The sequence below is a fragment of the Nocardioides nematodiphilus genome (assembly GCF_020216525.1).
Classification (GTDB): domain Bacteria; phylum Actinomycetota; class Actinomycetes; order Propionibacteriales; family Nocardioidaceae; genus Nocardioides; species Nocardioides nematodiphilus.
The window spans coordinates 156,065-177,484 of the sequence record NZ_JAIWOY010000008.1 but is presented as its reverse complement, the minus strand read 5'-3'; the positions used below and the strand labels follow the sequence as shown (position 1 = coordinate 177,484).

At 71.0% G+C, this 21,420-nt stretch carries 20 protein-coding genes; 15 read left to right on the top strand and 5 right to left on the bottom strand.

Going from position 1 to position 21,420, the window contains the following annotated elements; genetic code table 11:
* The first annotated feature begins 126 nt into the window (after nucleotides 1–126).
* Entirely contained in the window at nucleotides 127–2,358 is a 2,232-nt protein-coding gene (locus KSO98_RS14170; RefSeq protein ID WP_225286296.1) for a polyribonucleotide nucleotidyltransferase, read from the top strand.
* Nucleotides 2,355–3,746, top strand: a complete 1,392-nt coding sequence (locus KSO98_RS14165; RefSeq protein WP_225286295.1) for a M16 family metallopeptidase — start codon at nucleotides 2,355–2,357, stop codon at nucleotides 3,744–3,746. Before KSO98_RS14170 ends, KSO98_RS14165 begins: the two co-directional genes overlap by 4 nt.
* Before the next feature lie 54 nt (nucleotides 3,747–3,800).
* Here the strand turns inward: KSO98_RS14165 and KSO98_RS14160 are convergent, their stop codons facing one another.
* Together KSO98_RS14160 and KSO98_RS14155 are read right to left on the bottom strand one after the other, a co-directional pair.
* The gene (locus KSO98_RS14160) at nucleotides 3,801–5,588 is read right to left on the bottom strand and encodes a hypothetical protein (protein ID WP_225286294.1); all 1,788 of its coding nucleotides are present in this window, start codon (nucleotides 5,586–5,588) and stop codon (nucleotides 3,801–3,803) included.
* Nucleotides 5,589–5,689: 101 nt separating this feature from the next.
* Nucleotides 5,690–6,205 (bottom strand): class I SAM-dependent methyltransferase, encoded by a 516-nt coding sequence (locus KSO98_RS14155; protein WP_225286293.1) that lies wholly within the window; start codon nucleotides 6,203–6,205, stop codon nucleotides 5,690–5,692.
* A gap of 85 nt (nucleotides 6,206–6,290) precedes the next feature.
* Between KSO98_RS14155 and dapB the strand changes: the two genes are divergently transcribed.
* Nucleotides 6,291–7,043 (top strand): 4-hydroxy-tetrahydrodipicolinate reductase, encoded by a 753-nt coding sequence (gene dapB / locus KSO98_RS14150; RefSeq protein WP_225286291.1) that lies wholly within the window; start codon nucleotides 6,291–6,293, stop codon nucleotides 7,041–7,043.
* A gap of 55 nt (nucleotides 7,044–7,098) precedes the next feature.
* On the opposite strand, the gene KSO98_RS14145 is transcribed toward dapB, so the two are convergent.
* Complete coding sequence (locus tag KSO98_RS14145; RefSeq protein WP_225286290.1) at nucleotides 7,099–7,692, bottom strand: DUF3043 domain-containing protein; 594 nt, start codon at nucleotides 7,690–7,692, stop codon at nucleotides 7,099–7,101.
* A gap of 100 nt (nucleotides 7,693–7,792) precedes the next feature.
* Between KSO98_RS14145 and KSO98_RS14140 the strand changes: the two genes are divergently transcribed.
* The 11 genes from KSO98_RS14140 to KSO98_RS14085 all read left to right on the top strand — a co-directional run bounded on the left by KSO98_RS14140 (nucleotide 7,793) and on the right by KSO98_RS14085 (nucleotide 18,617).
* Nucleotides 7,793–8,581, top strand: a complete 789-nt coding sequence (locus KSO98_RS14140) for a PspA/IM30 family protein (protein ID WP_225286289.1) — start codon at nucleotides 7,793–7,795, stop codon at nucleotides 8,579–8,581.
* Nucleotides 8,578–8,856 (top strand): PspA-associated protein PspAA, encoded by a 279-nt coding sequence (gene pspAA / locus KSO98_RS14135; protein ID WP_225286288.1) that lies wholly within the window; start codon nucleotides 8,578–8,580, stop codon nucleotides 8,854–8,856. Before KSO98_RS14140 ends, pspAA begins: the two co-directional genes overlap by 4 nt.
* Nucleotide 8,857: 1 nt before the next feature.
* Nucleotides 8,858–9,784, top strand: coding sequence for a zinc metalloprotease HtpX (htpX, locus tag KSO98_RS14130; protein WP_225286287.1), 927 nt, complete (start codon nucleotides 8,858–8,860; stop codon nucleotides 9,782–9,784).
* 7 nt (nucleotides 9,785–9,791) lie between these two features.
* The gene (gene pspAB / locus KSO98_RS14125; protein WP_225286286.1) at nucleotides 9,792–10,379 is read left to right on the top strand and encodes a PspA-associated protein PspAB; all 588 of its coding nucleotides are present in this window, start codon (nucleotides 9,792–9,794) and stop codon (nucleotides 10,377–10,379) included.
* Between the two features lie 93 nt (nucleotides 10,380–10,472).
* Entirely contained in the window at nucleotides 10,473–11,672 is a 1,200-nt protein-coding gene (locus KSO98_RS14120; RefSeq protein WP_225286285.1) for an efflux RND transporter periplasmic adaptor subunit, read from the top strand.
* A complete protein-coding gene (locus tag KSO98_RS14115) occupies nucleotides 11,669–12,376 on the top strand; it encodes an ABC transporter ATP-binding protein (RefSeq protein ID WP_225286284.1) in 708 nt (235 codons plus the stop codon). The genes KSO98_RS14120 and KSO98_RS14115 overlap by 4 nt, the downstream gene beginning before the upstream one ends.
* A complete protein-coding gene (locus KSO98_RS14110) occupies nucleotides 12,373–13,602 on the top strand; it encodes an ABC transporter permease (RefSeq protein ID WP_225286283.1) in 1,230 nt (409 codons plus the stop codon). The genes KSO98_RS14115 and KSO98_RS14110 overlap by 4 nt, the downstream gene beginning before the upstream one ends.
* Nucleotides 13,603–13,612: 10 nt before the next feature.
* Complete coding sequence (locus KSO98_RS18685) at nucleotides 13,613–14,524, top strand: hypothetical protein (protein WP_263642778.1); 912 nt, start codon at nucleotides 13,613–13,615, stop codon at nucleotides 14,522–14,524.
* Nucleotides 14,521–16,359 (top strand): efflux RND transporter periplasmic adaptor subunit, encoded by a 1,839-nt coding sequence (locus KSO98_RS14095; protein ID WP_225286281.1) that lies wholly within the window; start codon nucleotides 14,521–14,523, stop codon nucleotides 16,357–16,359. Before KSO98_RS18685 ends, KSO98_RS14095 begins: the two co-directional genes overlap by 4 nt.
* A gap of 59 nt (nucleotides 16,360–16,418) precedes the next feature.
* Nucleotides 16,419–17,168, top strand: coding sequence for a response regulator transcription factor (locus KSO98_RS14090; RefSeq protein WP_308012770.1), 750 nt, complete (start codon nucleotides 16,419–16,421; stop codon nucleotides 17,166–17,168).
* Nucleotides 17,169–17,171: 3 nt separating this feature from the next.
* Entirely contained in the window at nucleotides 17,172–18,617 is a 1,446-nt protein-coding gene (locus KSO98_RS14085; RefSeq protein WP_225286280.1) for a sensor histidine kinase, read from the top strand.
* A gap of 125 nt (nucleotides 18,618–18,742) precedes the next feature.
* Here KSO98_RS14085 and KSO98_RS14080 read toward each other — a convergent pair whose 3' ends face one another.
* Nucleotides 18,743–19,093 (bottom strand): zinc ribbon domain-containing protein YjdM, encoded by a 351-nt coding sequence (locus tag KSO98_RS14080; RefSeq protein WP_225286279.1) that lies wholly within the window; start codon nucleotides 19,091–19,093, stop codon nucleotides 18,743–18,745.
* A complete protein-coding gene (nadA, locus tag KSO98_RS14075; RefSeq protein WP_225286278.1) occupies nucleotides 19,086–20,255 on the bottom strand; it encodes a quinolinate synthase NadA in 1,170 nt (389 codons plus the stop codon). The genes KSO98_RS14080 and nadA overlap by 8 nt, the downstream gene beginning before the upstream one ends.
* Nucleotides 20,256–20,299: 44 nt before the next feature.
* Between nadA and KSO98_RS14070 the strand changes: the two genes are divergently transcribed.
* Nucleotides 20,300–21,397, top strand: a complete 1,098-nt coding sequence (locus KSO98_RS14070) for a glycerate kinase family protein (protein ID WP_225286277.1) — start codon at nucleotides 20,300–20,302, stop codon at nucleotides 21,395–21,397.
* The last annotated feature ends 23 nt before the right edge of the window (nucleotides 21,398–21,420 follow it).

The following is a 21,420-nucleotide window of genomic DNA, read 5'->3' as shown; positions in this document are numbered from 1 at the left end:
CAGGCGGTTCCCCTTCGGGGGAGCCGCCTGTTCTGCATTGTCGCCGGATGTCAGTAGTCTGGGGGTGTACACGACTAATCCATTACGGAGGCGCGACGCCTCCGACGTAGGACAAGAGAAAAATCTGTGACTGAACCCGTCATCTCTGCCGTCGAGACCGTTCTCGACAACGGCAAGTTCGGCAAGCGCACGGTCAAGTTCGAGACCGGTCTGCTCGCTCGCCAGGCCGCCGGCTCCGTGACCGCTTACCTGGACGACGACACCATGCTGCTGTCGGCCACCACCGTCTCGAAGCAGCCGAAGGACCACTTCGACTTCTTCCCCCTGACCATCGACGTCGAGGAGCGGATGTACGCCGCGGGCAAGATCCCCGGCTCCTTCTTCCGTTCCGAGGGTCGCCCGGGCGAGGACGCCATCCTCGCGTGCCGCCTCATCGACCGCCCCCTGCGCCCGACCTTCAAGAAGGGTCTGCGCAACGAGGTCCAGGTCGTCATCACCGTGATGGCGCTCAACCCGGACACCCCGTACGACGTGCTCGCGATCAACGCCGCGTCGATGTCGACCCAGCTCTCCGGCCTGCCGTTCTCCGGTCCGGTCGGTGGCGTCCGCGTCGCCCTGATCGAGGGCCAGTGGGTCGCCTTCCCGAACCACAGCCAGCTCGAGAACGCCGTCTTCGACATGGTCGTCGCCGGCCGCGTCACCGACACCGGTGACGTCGCCGTCATGATGGTCGAGGCCGAGGCCACCGAGCAGGTCTTCGACCTCATCGCCGCGGGCGCCCAGGCGCCGACCGAGCCGGTCGTCGCGAGCGGTCTCGATGCGGCCAAGCCGTTCATCAAGCAGCTCGTCGAGGCCCAGGCCGAGCTCGCCAAGCAGGCCGCCAAGCCGGTTGCCGACTTCCCGATCTTCCTGGACTACCAGGACGACGTGTACGCCGCCGTCGAGGCCGCCTGTGCCGCCGACGTCGCCGCCGCGATGCAGATCGGCCCGAAGCAGGAGCGCGAGGCCAAGCTCGACGACATCAAGGCCGCTCTGCTCGACAAGGTCGCCGGTCAGTTCGAGGGCCGCGAGGGCGAGATCGGCGCTGCCTTCCGCAGCGTCAACAAGTCGGTCATCCGTGAGCGGGTCCTGCGCGACAAGATCCGCATCGACGGCCGTGGTCTGGCTGACATCCGCCCGCTGCACGCCGAGGTCGACGTGATCCCGCGCGTGCACGGCTCGGCGCTGTTCGAGCGTGGCGAGACCCAGATCCTGGGCGTCACGACCCTCGACATGCTCAAGATGGAGCAGCAGCTCGACACCCTGTCGCCGGAGAAGCACCGCCGGTACATGCACAAGTACATCTTCCCGCCGTTCTCCACCGGCGAGACGGGCCGCGTCGGCTCCCCGAAGCGTCGCGAGGTCGGCCACGGCGCCCTGGCGCGTCGCGCTCTCCTGCCGGTGCTGCCCTCGCGCGAGGAGTTCCCCTACGCGATCCGCCAGCTCTCCGAGGCGATGGGCTCCAACGGCTCCACCTCGATGGGCTCGGTCTGCGCCTCGACGCTGTCCCTGCTCCAGGCCGGTGTCCCGCTGAAGGCTCCGGTCGCCGGCATCGCCATGGGTCTGATCTCCGGTGAGATCGACGGCAAGACCGAGTACGTCGCGCTGACCGACATCCTCGGCGCCGAGGACGCGTTCGGCGACATGGACTTCAAGGTCGCCGGCACGCCGGAGTTCGTCACCGCGCTCCAGCTCGACACCAAGCTCGACGGCATCCCGGCCGAGGTCCTCGCTGCGGCCCTCAACCAGGCCAAGGACGCCCGTACGGCCATCCTCGGTGTCATGAACGAGGCCATCGCGGCCCCGGAGGAGATGTCGGTGCACGCGCCGCGCATCATCACCGTCAAGGTCCCCGTCGACAAGATCGGCGAGGTCATCGGCCCGAAGGGCAAGGTGATCAACCAGATCCAGGACGACACCGGCGCGACCCTCTCCATCGAGGACGACGGCACCGTCTACATCGGCGCGACCAACGGCGAGGCCGCCGAGGCCGCCCGCCAGGCGGTCAACGCCATCGCCAACCCGACGATGCCCGAGATCGGCGAGCGCTACCTCGGTACCGTCGTGAAGACGACCAACTTCGGCGCCTTCGTCTCGCTGCTCCCCGGCAAGGACGGCCTGCTTCACATCACGAAGCTCAAGGCTCTCAACGACGGCAAGCGCATCGAGTCGGTCGAGGACGTCGTCGAGGTCGGCCAGAAGATCCAGGTCGAGATCGTCGAGATCGACGACCGCGGCAAGCTCTCGCTGGCTCCGGTCGTCGAGGGCACGGACGCTGAGGTTTCGGCTGAGGGCGCTGTGGAGTCTGGCGACGAGTGACCGAGCATGACAGCGTCATCCGGGCGGCCGGTCAGCAGGCAACTGCTGGCCGGCCGTCCGGCTCTGGCCACCCCGACCCGCGTGACCTGAGCGACTCCGGCGCGGCCCAGCCCGCCGGGACCACCTGGGAGCTCGAGCCCGGCGTGCGTCGCACCGTCCTGGCCAGCGGCCTGCGCATCGTCACCGAGGAGATGCCCACCGTCCGCTCGGCCGCCGTCGGCGTCTGGGTCGGCACGGGCTCGTGCGACGAGACGACCGCCGCGGGCGAGCCGACCACGCACGGCTGCTCGCACTTCCTCGAGCATCTGCTCTTCAAGGGCACCGGCGAGCGCAGCGCGCTCGACATCTCGGTCGCCCTGGACGCGGTCGGCGGCGAGTTCAACGCCTTCACCGCCAAGGAGTACACCTGCTTCCACGCGCGCGTCCTCGACGAGGATCTGCCGCTGGCGGTCGACGTGCTGGGCGACATGATCACGTCCTCGCTGATCACCGACGAGGACGTCGAGGCCGAGCGGGACGTCATCCTCGACGAGATCGCCATGCACGACGACGATCCGGACGACGTGGTGCACAACCTCTTCGCCGCTCAGGCCTGGGGTCTCGACTCGCCCCTGGGCCGGGGGATCGCCGGCACGGAGGAGTCGATCGAGGGGATGACCCGCGATCAGATCGACGCGTTCTACCGCGCGCACTACCGCCCCGAGAACATCGTCATCTCGGTGGCCGGCAACCTGCGCCACGGCGAGGTCGTCGAGCAGGTGGAGCGCGCCTTCGCCCGCGGCGGCTTCCTCGACGGGACCGCCTCGCCGATCCCGCCGCGCACCGGCTCGCCTCTGGCCGTGCACCCGGGCGAGGTGCGGGTCACCAAGCCGTACGAGCAGGTCAACCTGGTCCTCGGGATGGAGGGCCTGTGGCGCGACGACGACCGTCGCTTCGCGCTCGGGATCGTCAACGCGGCCCTGGGCGGTGGCACCTCGTCGCGCCTCTTCCAGGAGGTCCGCGAGCACCGGGGCCTGGCCTACTCGGTCTACTCCTTCGCGGGCGCGCACGCCGAGAGCGGCGTCGTGGGCGTCGGGGTCGGTTGCCTGCCGAGCAAGGTCGACCAGGTCCTGGACGTGGTCCGCGCCGAGCTCCGTACGGTCGCCTCCGGCGGCATCACCCCCGAGGAGCTCCTGCGGGGCAAGGGCCAGCTGCGTGGCGGACTCGTGCTGGGCCTCGAGGACCCGGCCTCCCGGATGTCGCGGCTCGGCAAGGCCGAGCTGGTGCACGACACCCTGATGACCATCGACCAGGTGCTCGACCGGATCTCCGGCGTCACCGTCGAGGAGTGCCAGGCGGTCGCGGAGATCTTCGCCCGTCCTGAGATCCTGGCGGTCGTCGGCCCCTGATCGGGTCGAGAGGTCACTTCTCGCAGTGCGAGAGGTGACCTCTCGTCGTCTCCGCTACGGCCGGGTGACGTGCAGGTAGGCGATGCTGCGGATCGCGGCCGGCCGCTGCACGTGGACGGGGTGCTTGAGACGCTTGCCGTGCACTGTGCTGTGTGCGGTGAAGCGCAGCACCACGTGGTACGTCGTCACGATCCGGTACCAGCCGGGGCCGTGCAGCAGCTCCAGGGGCATGTGGACGCGCCGCTGACCGTGCTGGACCGTGACCGTGTCGTGGCGGTGCCAGCGGGCGCGGTGGGAGCGCGCCGCGCTGGTCCGTCCTACCGCGATCCGGTTGCAGTACATCTTCGTGGGCGGGGGCGCCGCCGCCGTCGGCGACTGCTTCACGCCCGGACCCTTGGTGTCGATCGGGTCCTTGGTGTCGCTCGCGGTGACGATCCCGGCGCCGACGCGCCGCACCTCGCAGTCGACGCCGGCCGGCTTCGTGGCCTTGGTGGTGGCAGTGGTGACGCTCTGGGTGAACGCCGGCGGCGGCAAGAACAGCAGGCCGGGGTTGGACGGCAGGATCACCGGCGGCGTCTGGGCGGTCGGGACGAAGCCGAACTGTCCGGCTGCGAACACCTGGGAGCCGCCGGTGTTGGAGACCGAGATGATCCCATCGAGGACCGACAGGTAGAGGCCCGGCGCCCTGTTCGGCGGTGAGCTCACGTTCGCCGAGATCGTCGGTCCGCTCTGCTGGCCGCCCGACTGCGTGATGGCGAGGCCGATCTCGTTGGCGAGGGCCTGGTTGACCGCGTTCTGGTCCTTCGGGACGGGCTGCGGCAGGCCGAGGGACGCAGCGCCGTAACCCGTCGTGGGTACCACCGCGATCGGTGGGAAGGCCGGCAGGCTCGGCGTCAGGACCAGGCTGGAGGGCACCTTGGTGATCGGGACCGGCTCGAAGGACGGCGGGGTCGATGGCAGCGGCGTCTTCGTCGGGGTGGGCGACGTGCTCGGGGACGGGCTCGGGCTGGCTGAGCTCGACGGGGTCGGCGACGGATCGGCCGGCGGCACGTAGACGACCGGCGGCGGGGTGTGCCCGAGGGCGACGTCGATGTTCGGATGCGACGAGCTGGTGAGCGCTAGCCCGAAGGAATCGTCGGTCGGGGGAATGGTGTCCCAGGCCTTCACCTGGCTGCCATCGGAGAGGTAGAGGTGATCGTCGGCCCCGGTCCCGTGCAGCGTGACCGCGTACGTGCCGGACGGGAGACCCGTGAACTGCTGAGCGCCTGTGATCGCGTTCAGCGTGGGCGCGACGTTGAGGTTCGTCCAGCCTGGCCCGTCGCCCTCATCGATCAGCGCGTAGAGGCCGAGGCTCGGCGACGGGATAGCGACGCCGTCCGCATCCGTCACGCCGCTGACGGTGAGGGAGGCGGTGAGCTGCGGGAACGGGAAGTCGAGGACGGCCCCCTCGATGTCCGGGACCGAGACGCCCGGCTGAGCATCACGTGGCCGACCGAGGGCGCCATCAGCATTGATGTTGTGCTCGCCGAGCTGAGCGTCGTCGAAGGTGACCGCGTAGGTCCCGCCGACGGGAACGGCGGCGGCGTAGTCGCCGTCCGCGTCGACGTCGGCGAAGCCGTATTGCGTCCAGGTCGTAGCGACACGCTGCCAGACCGCCATCACCCCGCCGGCTGCGGCTGGGGACGCGCTGCCCATGAGTGTCCCGGTGACGACCGGAGTCTCGTCCGCATTGGCCGCGATAGCGGGCAGGGCGAGGCTGAGGGCAGCGATCCCGCCGACGATCACCGCTCTGATGCGCCTGGAGTGCTGGCGGAGGCGTACGGGGACGGTGGATCGAGGCATCGCGGTAGTCCTTTGCCGGCCGGGCGTGACCGCGTGACTCTAGGGCCTCACCGGTGCTCCGCGCAGCGTCCCAGGAGATCCCGGGACGGTCCCGCAGGGGCTCAGCGCTTGCCGATGATCCCGACGGCGGCCGGCTGCTGCGAGTCGATGATCGAGACCCGGAAGCCGGCCGCGACGAGCTGCTTCGAGGTCTTCTCGATCATCTCGGGGACCTGCTCGCGGCGGGTCGCCTCGAAGAAGATGAAGACGCTGCCGCCGGGCAGGATCCGCTCATGCAGCAGGGCGAGCTCGGCGCTGGCGTCGCGCACCCAGAAGAGGTTGACGTTGAAGGCGAAGACCTTGTGCAAGCGCTTCACCGGCACGCGCAGGGTGGCGAGGTCGATCTGGCGGACGGTCAGTCGGCCGGCCTCGATGTACTTGGCGCAGCGGCGCTTCGTACGGTCGACGCCCGACTCCGAGCGATCGATGGCGAACAGCTTGCCGGTCACCAGACGGCTGCAGATCAGCTCCGCGCCGGCACCCGGACCACACCCGATCTCGAGGATGTGGTCGCTGGGCTGGATGTCCATGAAATCCACCGCCCAGCGGATCCGCGCCGGAATCGTCTGCACCACCATGGGGGCAAGCCTGCCAGATCACCCGGCGCGATGCGCGCACAGGTCCTAGAACTGGGCGGCGCACGGTCCCGGTAGGTTAGGGCGGGTGATCAAGGTAGGCGTGCTGGGTGCACGGGGCAAGGTCGGTTCGGAGATCTGTACGGCCGTCGAGGCGGCTGAGGATCTGCAGCTCGCGGCGGGCGTCGACGCTGGGGACGCGATCACGGGCCTGTCCGACGCCGGTGTCCAGGTGGTGGTCGACTTCACCCATCCCGACGTGGTGATGGGCAACCTCGAGTACTGCATCAAGAACGGCATCCATGCCGTCGTCGGCACCACCGGTTTCACCGACGAGCGGCTCGACACGCTGCGCGGCTGGCTGGCCGACGCGCCCGGCGTGGGTGTGCTGATCGCTCCCAACTTCTCCATCGGCGCGATCCTGATGATGCGCTTCGCCGCCATCGCGGCGCCGTTCTACGAGTCGGTCGAGGTCATCGAGCTGCATCACCCGACCAAGGCCGACGCTCCGTCGGGCACCGCCCGGCGTACGGCCGAGCTGATCGCCGCCGCCCGCCGCGAGGCGGGCGTCGGTCCGGTCCCGGACGCCACCATCGACGGCGCCAGCCTGGACGGCGCTCGTGGGGCGGTCGTCGACGGCATCCACGTCCACGGCCTGCGCATCCGCGGCATGATCGCGCACCAGGAGGTCGTGCTCGGCGGGCCGGGGGAGACCCTGACCGTCCGACACGACTCGATGGACCGGGCGTCCTTCGCCCCGGGCGTCCTGACCGGCGTACGGGCGATCGCGGAGCACCCGGGCCTCACCGTGGGTCTCGAGCACTTCCTCAACCTGGACTGACCCGCCAGCAACGCACGAAGCCCCGGCCGGTGGCCGGGGCTTCGTCGCGTCTGGGTCAGCGGTACGTGTCGGGCAGCTGCTCGCCCGGGCTGCGCTGCGGGCGCGGCTGGCGGATCCAGCGCAGCTGCAGGGCGCGGGCCAGGAGGTACCAGGTCAGCCCACGGGTGCTCTGGCCCGGGAAGCGCTTGGCCAGCTGCCGGCGCAGCTGGAAGCTCAGCAGCATCAGGTTGATCGCGACCACCAGGATGTAGATCGTGGTGAAGGTGCTGATCGCCTGGGCGACGCGGGTCGAGGAGACGAAGCCGCCGGCCAGCGTCAGGATCACGATCGGCAGCGCCCACTCCGAGAAGGTGATCTTCACGTCGATGAAGTCGCGCACGAAGCGCCGCACGGGGCCCTTGTCCCGGGCCGGCAGGTAGCGGTCGTCCCCGGTCTTCAGCGCCGTGCGCATCCGCGCCATGTTCTGGGCGCGGGCGGCACGGTCGGGAGCGGCACCCTTGGCGCCCTTCGCGGACGCCTTGGCGCGGGCCTTGGCGGCGGCCTCGGCCTCCTTGCGCGTCGGCGTGCGGCGGCCCTTGCCGCCGCCGGCGGTCGGGTCGGTCGAGATGCCCTCGACGGGGTGCGTGGCGGCGGTCTTGCGACGGAACAACTCAGGAGCCTTCTGCTACGGGACAGGTTGCCGTGCAGCCTAGCCGCGCAGCGCCGAGATCCGGTGGTCCCCGCTTGTGTTCCGGAATAGGGTCAGGGGCATGAGTCTGATGAAGCGGATGAGCCTGATCTTCAAGGCGAAGGCGAACAAGGCCCTCGACAAGGCCGAGGACCCGCGTGAGGTGCTGGACTACAGCTACCAGAAGCAGCTCGAGCTGCTCACCAACGTGCGCAAGGGCGTCGCGGACGTGGCGACCAGCCGCAAGCGCGTCGAGCTCCAGATGAACCAGCTGCAGCAGCAGGCCGACAAGCTTCAGGGCCAGGCCCAGCAGGCGATCAACGTCGGCCGCGAGGACCTCGCTCGCGAGGCGCTCACCCGCAAGTCGGCGCTCGCCCAGCAGATCACCGATCTGCAGACCCAGCACGCCAACCTCCAGGGCGAGGAGGAGAAGCTCGTCCTGGCCCAGCAACGGCTGCAGGCCAAGGTCGAGGCCTTCCGCACCAAGAAGGAGACCATCAAGGCGACCTACACGGCCGCCGAGGCGCAGACCAAGATCAACAGCGCCGTCGCCGGCATCGGCGAGGAGATGGGCGACATCGGCCTCGCGATGCAGCGTGCCGAGGACAAGACGGCCGAGATGCAGGCCCGTGCGGGCGCCGTCGACGAGCTGCTCGCCTCGGGCGCGCTCAGCGACCTCACCGCCGCTCCGGGCGACGACATCGCCCGCCAGCTCAACGAGCTGAGCAGCCAGTCCGACGTGGAGGCGGAGCTCGCCAAGCTCAAGGGCCTCAACGCCCCGGCCGCTCCGCAGGCGATCGGGCAGGGCGATGCAGCCGCCGCGCCGATCGACGTCACCGCGACCGAGGTCAAGCCGGAGACGCAGCCGTGATCGTCCGGATCCTGACCGAGGGCCAGTACGACGTCTCGGACGCCGCGCTCGATCAGCTCAACGCGCTCGACTCGACAGTCGCCTCCGCGATCGAGGCCGGCGACGAGAGCGCCTTCCGTACGGCCCTCGCCGCGCTGCTCGACGGCGTCCGCACCGTCGGCGCCCCGCACGCGGAGGACGACCTGGCCGAGTCCGACCTGATCCTGCCGCCGGCGGACGCGACGATGGACGAGGTCCGCGAGATGCTCGCCGATGACGGTCTGATCCCAGGCTGACATGGCTCGTACCCGCTTCGCGCCCGACCACGGGCTCACCGCCCGGATGACCACGGTGATGTTCCTGATGGGACTCGTCTTCGTCGTCCTGATCGTGGGCCTGATGGGCATCTTCTGGCAGAGCAGCCCGGGCATCGCCGTGCTGATCGCCATCGGTGGCCTCGGCGTGGTCTGGTGGCAGTGGTACAACTCCGACACCGTCGCGATGAAGGCGATGCGCGCCCGGGAGGTCACCGCCCAGGAGGCGCCGGAGCTCTACGGCATGGTCCAGCGGCTCTGCACGCTGGCCGACATGCCGATGCCGCGCGTCGGTGTCGCCGACACCGACCTGCCGAACGCGTTCGCCACGGGCCGCTCCCCGTCGCGGGCGGTCGTCGTCGTCACGACCGGCATCATGCAGCGCCTTGACGCCGAGGAGCTCGAGGGCGTGCTCGCCCATGAGCTGTCCCATGTCGCGCACCGCGACGTGCTGGTGATGACGGTGGCCTCCAGCGCCGGCATCATCGCCGGAGGGCTCACCCGCGGGGCGCAGTACGGGATGTGGTTCGGCGGCGGCAACCGCCGCAACAACAACAGCGGGGTCCCGATCTGGCTCCTCGTCCTGGTCTTCTCGATGGTCGTGTACGCCGTCAGCTTCGTGCTGCTGCGGCTGCTGTCTCGCTACCGCGAGCTCGCCGCCGACCGCGCCGGCGCACAGCTGACGATGAAGCCGCGGGCTCTGGCCAGCGCCCTGCAGAAGATCGCCGGCGAGATCAACCGGATCCCGCAGCAGGACCTGCGCGCCGCCCAGCACATGAACGCCTTCTTCATCGCCCCGGCGATCGGCGGCGTCTCGATGGCCACGCTCACCTCGACGCATCCCTCGCTCGAGCAGCGCCTCGCGCAGCTCGCCCGGATCGAGGCCGAGCTCGGTCGGCCCAACGCCTAGGACGAGCATGGGGTTCTGGGACAGCATCACCGGTCGTACGAAGCCGAAGCAGGCCAACCTCGACGCCCTCTTCGGCGTGCCGTCCGCGGCGTTGACCCTTCAGGCCTCACTCGGCTTCGTGCCGACCGGCGACGGCGCGGTCTGCTACCGCGCGGCGGCGGGTGCCGGCTTCGCCGACGCCCAGCAGGACCTGGTCGCGCTCATCGGGCAGGGCGAGGGAGCGCCGCGGGTGAGCACCCAGACCGACACGTTCGGCTTCACCTGGCTGCTGGTCGATCACGACCAGATCGACCCGGCCCATCCCGACCTGACCGGGCTGTGCACCGACCTGCACGCCGTCAACACGACCTTGGAGATGGACGGCTTCGGGCCGGGGCTGCTCTGCTCGCTGATCCCGTTCCAGGACTCCGCCGGCCGGAAGGTCGCGCTCGTCTATCTCTACAAGCAGGGCACGTTCTACCCGTTCGCCCCTTCGGGCACGGATCAGCGCGACAACCTGCTCGAGATCCAGATCCGCGACACCCTGAAGAACGAGCTGCCGTTGGAGGGCGACCTCGGCCGCTGGATGGCGCTGTGGGGAGGCCCCGGACTCTGAGACGTCTAGACCACCAAGTCTCAGTCAGGTCTGTGTCAGCCGTACCCGCTTTTCTCAGGTCCCGTCACGAGTGTTCTCGTCGTGAACAAACCCATGGTGAGACCCGGGAAGAGGGGCTGGGCGATCCTGATCGCGCTGCTCGTGATCGTCGGCAGCGGCGGAAGCTGGCTGCTGCTCCACGGTGACGACGCCGCCACGGCGACGCCGCTGACCGCGCAGGCCAGCTCCGGGACCGTCAAGCAGACGGTCAGCGCGACCGGCACGATCGAGCCGGCCAGGACCGCCGACCTCGACTTCGCGGTCGCCGGCACGGTGACGAAGGTCTATGTGAAGGCCGGTGACCGGGTGGCCGAGGGCCAGGCGATCGCCGCGGTCGACGACAGTGCGCTGATCGCCTCCCGTACGGCCGCCCGGGCGTCCTACGACGCCGCGCTCACCCAGCACGCCACCGATGTCGACGCCGATGCCTCCGACGTCCAGCTCGCCGCCGACCAGACGGCCGTCCTCTCGGCGAAGGCGCAGCTCGACGCTGCGATCCAGGACGTCAAGGACGCCGTGTTGCGCTCGACGATCAAGGGCACCGTGTCATCGATCGACCTCGCCGTCGGTGACGTCGTCAGCGGCTCCGGCTCGTCGTCCGGCGGCTCGGGGTCCGGCGGCGCCGGCGTGTCCAGCGCTGCGAGCACCGGGAGCACCACCTCGAGCACCGCGGTGACGGTGACCTCCACCAACGCGTTCGTCGTGTCAGCCACCGTGTCCGCCGATGATGCCGCCACCGTGAAGAAGGGCATGCAGGCCCAGATCACGCTGACCGGTGCGAGCGCGCCCATCTACGGGACCGTGTCCTCGGTGGGCCTGGTCGCCCAGACCAGCAGCAGCGGCGCGGCGGCGTTCCCGGTCGAGATCGCCGTCACCGGCGCGCAGCGGAGCGTGTACGCCGGCACCACCGCCACGGCGTCCATCACGGTCAAGCAGACCGACGACGTCCTCACGGTCAGCAGCCGGGCGATCCGGACGGACGCGGCCGACGACAACGCGACCTATGTCATGAAGATGGTCGGCGGGAAGGCGGTCAAGACTCCGGTCGAGGTCGGCACCGTCTACGGCTCGACCACCGAGATCACCTCGGGGCTCGCCGACGGGGACACGGTCCAGATTCCCGGCATCACGATCCCGAGCGGCTCCGGCAGCGGCTCCGGTGGCTCCCGGACCGGCAACGACGGCGGCTTCCCCGGCGGCGGCCTCCCGGCCGGCGGCGCGTTCCCCGGCGGCGCTCCGGGCGGTGGCCAGTGAGCACGGCGGTCGTCGAGCTGGACGCGATCCGCAAGACCTATCGCGGCGGGAGCCTCGAGTTCGAGGCGCTACGCGGCATCGACATCCGGATCGACCAGGGCGAGTACGTCGCCGTGATCGGCCCCTCCGGATCGGGCAAGTCCACCCTGATGAACATCCTCGGCTGCCTCGACATCCCGACCGAGGGCACTTACCACCTCGGCGGCGAGGACGTCTCGACGATGTCCGAGGCGCAGCTGGCACATGTGCGCAACCGCCGGATCGGCTTCGTCTTCCAGCAGTTCCACCTGCTGACCTCGCTGCCGGCATGGCGCAACGTGGAGCTGCCGCTCATCTACGCCGGGACCGGCCGGGCCGAGCGTCGCTCTCGGGCGGTACGGGCGTTGGAGCGGGTGGGGCTCGGCGACCGTATCGACCATCGTCCCGGGGAGCTCTCCGGTGGCCAGCAGCAGCGCGTCGCGGTGGCCCGGGCCCTGGTCACCGAGCCGGACATGATCCTGGCCGACGAGCCGACCGGCAACCTCGACTCCGCCTCGACGGACGCCGTCCTCGGTCTGCTCGACGAGCTGCACCGAGCGGGGCGCACCATCGTGCTCATCACCCATGAGCACGAGGTCGCCGCGCGCGCGGAGCGAAACCTGGTGATCCGCGACGGCCAGATCACGGCCGACACCCTCGTCGCATCAGGAGGTGCGGCGGTATGAACTGGCTCGAGACTCTCCGGGCCGGCGGCGACGCGATCCGCGCTCACCGGCTGCGCAGCATCCTGACGATGCTGGGCATCGTCATCGGCATCTCCTCGGTGATCCTCACCGTCGGCCTCGGCCAGGGCGCCCAGGACCAGGTGAAGAGCCAGATCAGCGCGCTCGGCTCCAACCTCCTGATCGTCTCCCCGGGCTCGTCGACGAGCTCGACCGGCGTACGCGGCGGGTTCGGGTCGGCCTCCACCCTGACGCTTCAGGACGCCGAGGCGATCGGCGACGAGACGGCCGCCCCCGACGTCAAGCAGGTCGCTGCGCAGACCTCGACCAACGCGTCCCTGGTCAACGGCACGACCAACTGGACGACCTCCGTCGTCGGGACGACGACGACCTGGCCGGAGGTGCGCAAGCGCACGCTCTCCGCGGGCCGGTTCTTCACCGAGTCCGAGGTGACGAGCGCGGCGCACGTCGTGGTGCTCGGCTCCGAGACCGCCAGCGAGCTCTTCGCCGGACCGGTCAGCCCGGTGGGCCGGAGCGTGGCGGTGGACGGCACCCAGCTGACCGTGATCGGCGTCCTCGCCGCGAGCGGCGCCTCGTCCAACGGAAGCGACGAGGACGACCAGGCGATCACGCCGATGACGACGGCGAAGCGGCTCTCCGGCGCGACGAACGCCTCGGTCTCGACGATCTACGTCGAGGCCAGGAGCGAGAGGTCGCTCTCCGCCGCCTACCAGGAGATCACCGGGCTGCTGGACAACCTGCACGGCGTGACGGCGTCGGCGGCCGACTTCTCGATCGCGAGCCAGCAGTCGTTGGTCGCGACCGCCAACTCCACCAACAAGACCATGACGGTCCTGCTGGCCGGCATCGCCGCGATCTCGCTGCTGGTCGGCGGCATCGGGGTCATGAACATCATGCTGGTATCGGTGACCGAGCGGATCCGCGAGATCGGGCTGCGCAAGGCGCTCGGCGCGGCACCGAAGGTGATCCGTCGCCAGTTCCTGGTCGAGGCCTCCCTGCTGGGACTCGCCGGGGGCGTCGTCGGTGTCCTGATCGCCGTGGCGGGCGCCCAGGTCCTGCCCGGGCTGATCGACCAGCCGGTCTCGCTGTCCCTGCTCGCCACGACCGGTGCGCTCCTCACCTCCTTCGTCCTCGGCATCGGCTTCGGCGTCTATCCAGCCAGCCGCGCCGCCCGCCTCACCCCCATCGACGCCCTGCGTTCTGAGTAAGGAAACCGCCATGAACCTCCGCCACCACGTCATCACCGGGGCCGCCGCCACGACGGCCGCCGTCGCCCTCCTCTCGCTCTCGGCCTGCGGCTCGGGCTCCGACACCACCTCGGCCGCGGGCCAGCCGGCCACGTCGGCCAGCACCAGCACCGGTGCCACCGGCTCCGGTGCGAGCGGATCGGGCGGCGCCACCCAAGGCCGGATGCCGGGCGCCAGCGGCAAGATCGCCGCCAAGCAGGGCAGCACCCTGCAGGTGCAGAACGCCACCGACGGTCAGGTCGCGGTGACGTTCACCGGCGAGACAGCGGTCAGCGCGCAGGTCGCCGCCGCGCTCACGGACGTCACCGTCGGCAGCTGCGTCAGCATCACCCCGGCCCGTACGGACTCGGCCGCCTCCGGCGACACCGGCACCCAGACCGCGGTCACCGCGGGCACGGTACGGATCAGCCAGCCGGTCGGCGGCCAGTGCACCTCAGGCTTCGGCGGCGGTGCCGGTGGCGGATTCCCGGGCGGTGCGCCCAGCGGCCGCCCCACCGACCTCGGCGGTCCGGCCCAGGGCGGCGCGATGCCGAGCGGCGGCCCCAGCGGTGCCCCGGGCCGTCCCGGCGGCCTCGGCGCCAACGGGTCGGTCACCGCCGTGCACGGCACCAGCCTCACCGTGAAGTCCAGCCTCCCGGGCAGTGACGGCACCACGACGGACACCACCGTCACGGTCGACGGCTCGACCACGTACACCACGACGAAGTCCTCGGACGCCTCGGCGCTGAAGGTCGGTCAGTGCGTGGTCGCCACCGGCCAGGCCGACGACACCGGCACGGTCGCGGCCTCGCAGCTGATCGTGAGCGCACCGGTCGACGGTGAGTGCAGCGTCGGGTTCGGCTTCGGGCGCTCGGGCACCGACAACCAGGGCGGCGCGGCATGAACCAGCCCACCGCCGCCAGCCCGAGCCGCTGGCGTGCTCGCGTCGTGCGGGTCGGCGCCGGCATCGCCGTCATCGCCGTGGTCGTGGGTGGTGGCGTCGCCGCCTATGCCGCGCACAGCGACGCACCCGACGAGTACCGCACTGCGCGCGTCACCCGCGGCGACGTCGACCAGATCCTCGCCCTGTCGGGCACGGTCGACCCCTCCGGGCGCTCCGACCTCGCCTTCGGCGCTTCCGGGACGGTCGCCAGGCTGGCTGTCGGCGTGGGGGACAAGGTCACCCGCGGCCAGCTCCTCGCCGCGCTCGACACCACCACGCTCAAGACCGCTGTCACCCAGGCGAACGCACAGCTCGCCGCCGCGCGGGCGCAACTCGCCCAGGACGAGGACGCCCAGGCGAGCACGGTCACCAGCACGTCCACCACCAGCACCGGCGCGACGGCCACGACACCGACGGCCACGACACCGACGGCCACGACACCGACGGCCACGACACCGACGGCCACGACACCGACGGCCACGACACCGACGGCCACGACACCGACGGCCACGACACCGACGGCCACGACACCGGCGGCCACGGCCGGCAAGGTCCTGACTCAGCTGGCTGCCGGTCAGCACGCTGTCGAGGTCGCCCAGAAGGCGGTCGACACGGCGATCGCCGCCTCCCAGGAGGCGCTCACGCAGGAGCAGTCCGCCTGCGCGGCCCACACCGCCTCGTCGGCATCGGCGGATCCGTCCTCGGCGCCGAGCGCCGCCGTAGAGGCGTCGGACACCGACGCCTGCCGGGCCGCGATCGAGGCCGTCCAGGCAGCCCAGCAGGCCGTCGCGGCCGCGGAGTACTCCGGGTCGGGCAACCTCAAGGACGCCCTCGCCGCGCTGTCGACGACGCTGACCGACGCCGCCAAGTCGGCCGGCACCTCGAGCGCCCCGGCGCCGTCCGCCGCCGGCCAGCAGAAGGGCACCACGAAGACGGGCGCGAAGTCCGGTACGAAGACGGGCGCGACCACCACGCAGGCGAGCCAGGCATCGACCCAACAGACCCAGCAGACGGTGTCCGGCGCCCAGTCGGGCGCAGCGAGCACGAGTGGCTTCAGCGGTGCGCAGAGCGTCACAGCCGCCACGCTCGCCAAGGACCAGGCGTCGATCGACGCCGCGCGGGCGAGCCTGATCAAGGCGGCCCAGGCGCTGTCCGGGGCCACGATCAAGGCGCCGCACGGCGGCACCGTGGCACAGGTGTCCGTCACGAAGGGCGGATCGGCGAGCACGGGCAGCGCCGCGGTCGTGGTGATCGCGCCCGGCACGACCACCGTCGAGCTCAGCGTGAGCAGCACCCAGGTCACCCAGCTCGCGGTCGGTCAGAAGGCCCACGTGACCGTGGCCGGCGCCGACGATGTCCACCCGGGTACCGTCACCCGGATCAGCCGGATCCCCACCACGTCGTCCAGCGGCACGACGACGTACCCGGTGACGGTCACGCTGGCGGCGCAGGGACTCGACGCCCTCGCCGGCTCGACCGCGGCGGTCGACATCACCCTCGGCTCGGCCAGCGACGTGCTGACGGTCCCCACCTCCGCGGTGAGCAACGGCGCGGTGCAGGTCTACGCCGACGGCGAGGTCAGCCGGGTCCGGGTCACGACCGGCCTGGTCGGGCGCGCCCGCACGGTCATCACCGACGGCCTCACAGCGGGCCAGCAGGTCGTCCTCGCCGACCTCTCCGCGGACCTGCCGACGAGCGATGGGCAAACCGGCACCACCCGCGGATTCGGGAGCTTCCCGAGTGGCGGACTCCCGAGCGGAGCGTTCGGGGGAGGGTCCAGTGGCCGAGCCGGCTGACCGCTCTCGAGGGCCGCTCGCACAGGTTTTACATAGCCCGATGCGGGAACCTGGGGGCCATGACCGCTGCTGTGTCCGAGCTGACCCGACCGGACGGCACGCCGCTGCGCGTCCTCGTCGTCGATGACGAGGTCAACATCGCCGAGCTGATCACGATGGCGCTGCGCTACGAGGGCTTCGAGGTGCGCTCGTCGCAGAGCGGCGCCGAGGCCGTACAGACCGCGCGGACCTTCGAGCCGGATGCGATCGTGCTCGACATCATGCTGCCCGACATCGACGGGCTCGAGGTGATGCGCCGGGTGCGCCGCGAGGATCCGGAGGTCCCGGTCGTGTTCCTCACCGCCCGCGACGCCGTCGAGGACCGCATCGCCGGGCTGACCGCCGGCGGTGACGACTACGTCACCAAGCCCTTCTCGCTCGAGGAGGTCGTGGCCCGGCTGCGTGCGCTGATGCGCCGCGCGGGCGCGCGCCGTACCGAGGCCCGGCCGGTGCTCACCGTCGGCGATCTCGAGCTCGACGAGGACAGCCGGGAGGTCTTCCGCGGAGGCGACGAGATCAGCCTGACCGCCACCGAGTTCGAGCTGCTGCGCTACCTGATGCGCAACCAGCGCCGCGTGATGAGCAAGGCACAGATCCTCGACCGGGTCTGGAACTACGACTTCGGCGGTCAGGCCAACGTCGTCGAGCTGTACATCTCCTACCTGCGCAAGAAGATCGACGCCGGCCGTCTGCCGATGATCCACACCATGCGCGGTGCCGGCTATGTCCTCAAACCCGCCCCCGCGAACGGTCCTGGCACGCAAGACTGACCCGTGTCCACCCTCCCGCCGGCCGCGTCGCACTCCCGCGGCTGGGTGTCGCTGACCTCGCGGCTGGTCGTCACGGCGGTCACCCTGGTCGCAGTCGTGTGCCTGCTCAGCGGGGTGCTCACGGTGGTCGCGATGCGCGGTTTCCTGATGGACCGTCTCGACGACGACGTACGGCGTCTGCCGACGAGCATCAGCTCGCCCGACACGCACAACCACGGCCCGGGCACGTTGCTGGCGCTCATCCCGCTCAACTCCTTCACCCCGGCCCAGGGGGGAGTACTGACCGACGTCTCGGGCGAGTTCCGCGGGCTCTCCGACACCGCCACGGACGCGTTGCTCACGGTCCCGCGCGACGGCCGGGTGCACACCCGCCGGGTACCCGGCTTCGGTGGCTACCGGGTGATCGTGCGACGCGGCACCTCCGGGCAGACCGAGTCGATGCTGCAGGTCTCGGGGCTGCCGACCGCCGACGTCGAGTCGACCCTGCACAACCTCGTCGGCTGGGGGGCGCTCCTGACCCTGCTCAGCGTCGCGGTCGCCGGCGCGATCGGCGTGGTCGTGGTGCGGCGCCAGCTGCGCCCACTGCGGGAGGTGGCAGGCACGGCCCACGCCGTCGCTGCGCTCCCGTTGGCGTCCGGCGCGATCGAGATGACCGTACGGGTGCCGGCGCATCTGACGGACGAGGAGAGCGAGGTCGGCCAGGTCGGCGCGGCGCTCAACACCCTCATCCAGCACGTGGAGGCATCCCTGCGGGTGCGGCATCGCAGCGAGCAGCAGGTCCGCCAGTTCGTCGCCGACGCCTCGCACGAGCTGCGCACGCCGTTGACGACGATCCGCGGCTACACCGAGCTCGCCGCCGGCCGCCCGGACGATGAGCAGGCCACGAAGACCGCGCTGGCGAAGGTGCAGGAGGAGGCGGGCCGCATGTCGGCGCTGGTCGAGGACCTGCTGCTGCTCGCGCGTCTCGACTCCGGTCGTGCCCTGGAGCGGCATCGGGTCGACCTCACCCAGCTGTGCTTCGAGGCGGTCTCCGATGCGCGTGTGATCGGGCCGTTGCATCGCTGGCGGCTCGTGCTGCCCGCCGACGGCGACCCGGAGGAGCCCGCGCCGGTGCACGTCACCGGCGACCCCTTGCGCCTGCACCAGGTGATCACCAACCTGCTCACCAACGCCCGCAAGCACACCCCGCCCGGGACCACCGTGACCGTGTCCGTGCAACCGGGCGGCTTCAGCGTCCACGACGACGGGCCCGGCTTCCCGCCGGAGCTCATCGACCACGCCTTCGAGCGCTTCAGCCGCGGCGACCAGTCGCGCCACCGCGAGCACCGCGACGGCGGCGCCGGGCTCGGTCTGTCGCTGGTCCAGGCGATCGTGACCTCACACGGCGGCATGGTCACCCTCGACTCCCGCCCCGGCAGCACGACCCTCGGCGTACACCTCCCGGACTGAACATCCGCGTGCAGCGAGGCCGGCCGGGCCGCCGTGTCGCCCGCCCGTCGCGCACGTGACGGGTCCGACCCGTCGACCGGGCTGACGGCCCGCGACCCGGGCGTCGAGCAGCTCAGCGGGCCGTGTCAGGCCTTCCGGACCACGCTCGACTTGAGCTGCATCGAGCCGAAGCCGTCGACCTTGGCCTCGAGGTCGTGGTCGCCGACGCCCTGGATGAGGCGGATGCCGCGGACCTTGGTGCCGACCTTGATCGTGCCACCGCCGGCGCCCTTGACCTTCAGGTCCTTGGCGATGACGACGTCGTCGCCGTCCTCCAGGACGGTGCCGTTGACATCGCGGATCGCGGCGGCGGCAGCGGCGTCGGCCTCCTCGGCGGGCGACCACTCGTGGGCGCATTCCGGGCAGACCAGCAGGTCGCCCAGCTCGTAGACGTACTCCGAGGCGCAGCGGGGACAGGCGGGCAGCGCGTCAGTCATGGTGCGCGATCTTGCCGGGCAGGTCGAGCATGCGCTGCAGCGCGAGCTTGGCCTCGGCCGTGGTCTGCTCGTCCACCTCGATCTTGTTGACCACGTTGCCCTCGACGAGGGACTCGAGCGCCCAGACCAGGTGCGGGAGGTCGATGCGGTTCATCGTCGAGCAGTAGCAGACCGTCTTGTCGAGGAAGACGATCCGCTTGTCCGGGTGGGCCTTCGCGAGCCGCTGCACCAGGTTGAGCTCGGTGCCGATCGCCCACGCCGATCCGGCCGGAGCCTCCTCGATCGTCTTGATGATGAACTCGGTCGAGCCGACCAAGTCGGCCTTCGTGACCACGGAGTGCTGGCACTCCGGGTGGACGATGATGTTGATCTCCGGGATCTCGGCGCGCAGCGCGTCGATCGTGTCGGGGGAGAAGCGGCCGTGCACCGAGCAGTGGCCCTGCCACAGGATCATGGTGGCGTCCTGGAGCTGCTCGTCGGTCAGCCCGCCGTTCGCGGCGCGCGGGTTCCAGACGACGTTCTTCTCCAGCGGGATGCCGAGCTTGAGCACGGCGGTGTTGCGCCCGAGGTGCTGGTCGGGCAGGAAGAGCACCTTGGAGCCGCGCTCGAAGGCCCAGTTGAGCACCGTCTCGGCGTTGCTGGAGGTGCAGACCACGCCGCCGTGACGGCCGCAGAACGCCTTGATGTCGGCCGAGGAGTTCATGTACGTCACCGGGACGACCTGATCCGCGATGCCAGCGGCCTCGAGCGCCTCCCAGGCGGCCTCGACCTGCTGCAGGCGAGCCATGTCCGCCATCGAGCAGCCGGCGGCCAGGTCCGGCAGCACGACCTGCTGCCGGTCGCTGGTGAGGATGTCGGCGGACTCGGCCATGAAGTGCACGCCACAGAAGACGATGTACTCGGCGTCGGGACGCGCAGCGGCGTCCTTCGCCAGCTTGAAGGAGTCGCCGGTCACGTCGGCGAACTGGATGACCTCGTCGCGCTGGTAGTGGTGACCCAGGACGAAGACCCGCTCGCCCAGCTTCTCCTTGGCTGCGCGGGCGCGCTCGACCAGATCGGGGTCCGAGGCGGGCGGCAGGTCGCCGGGGCAGTCGACGCCACGCTCGGAGTCAGGATCGACGCCGCGGCCCAGCGGCAGCAGCGGAAGGTCCACGGTGCTCATGGAGTCATCCTAGGTGGCGCCACCGTGACCCCTAGTGTGTGCCCATGCGCGTGCTCATCGCCCCGGACAAGTACGCCGGCACCCTGACAGCCACCGAGGCCGCCGAGGCGATCGCGACCGGGTGGCGCCGCACCGCCCCGCACGACGTGCTGGACCTGGCGCCGCTGTCCGACGGCGGCCCCGGATTCGTCGATGCGCTGTACGCCGCGCTCGGCGGTGAGCTGCAGGCCGTCACCGTCCGCGGCCCCTTCGGCGACCCGACCCCCGCCACGGTGCTGGTCGTCGGTCGCACCGTCTACGTGGAGAGCGCTCAGGCCTGCGGGATCGACCTCACCCGCGGCGAGCGGGGCGAGAGGGCGAGCACGTACGGCGTCGGCGAGCTGCTCCTCGCCGCCCTCGACACCGGTGCCGAGCGGATCGTGATCGGGCTGGGCGGCAGCGGCACCAACGACGGGGGAGCGGGCCTGCTGGCCGCCCTGGGAGCCACCGCGGACGTACCGCTCGACGACGGCGCGGAAGGATTGGCCGGCATCGCCGCGCTCACCCTCCCCGACCCGTCAGCGACGGCGGGCGTGGAGATCGTCGCCGCCAGCGACGTGGACAACCCGCTGACCGGCCTCTTCGGCGCGAGCAAGGTCTTCGGTGCCCAGAAGGGTCTCGACGAGGACGCGCAGCAGCGCGCCGATCTGGCGCTCACCCAGCTGGCCGCGCTGGCCGGCCGGGTCAAGGCCCTGGAGAAGGGCGCCGGGGCCGCCGGCGGCCTCGGCTACGCCCTGCTCCTGCTCGGGGCCACCCGGGAGCCCGGCCTGGAGGTCATCGCGTCGGCCGCCGCCCTCGGCGACCGGATCACCGAGGTGGACCTGGTGATCACCGGCGAGGGATCCTTCGACGCGTCCAGTCGCGGCGGCAAGGTGCCGGTGGCGCTGGCGGCGATGGCGGCGGCGCGGGCTCGCCCCACGGTCGTCCTGGCCGGCCATGTCGGCCTCGGCTCGCGGGAGACGCGCGCACTCGGCATCGAGGCGGCGTACTCCCTGGTGGACGCGGTGGGTGAGGACCGTGCGCTCGGTGATCCGGCGCGGGCGCTGGCCGATCTCGCCGAGCGTGTCGCGCGGACCTGGAGCGTTCGCGACCACGGGGAATAACCACCCATGTGCGAGACTTGGGC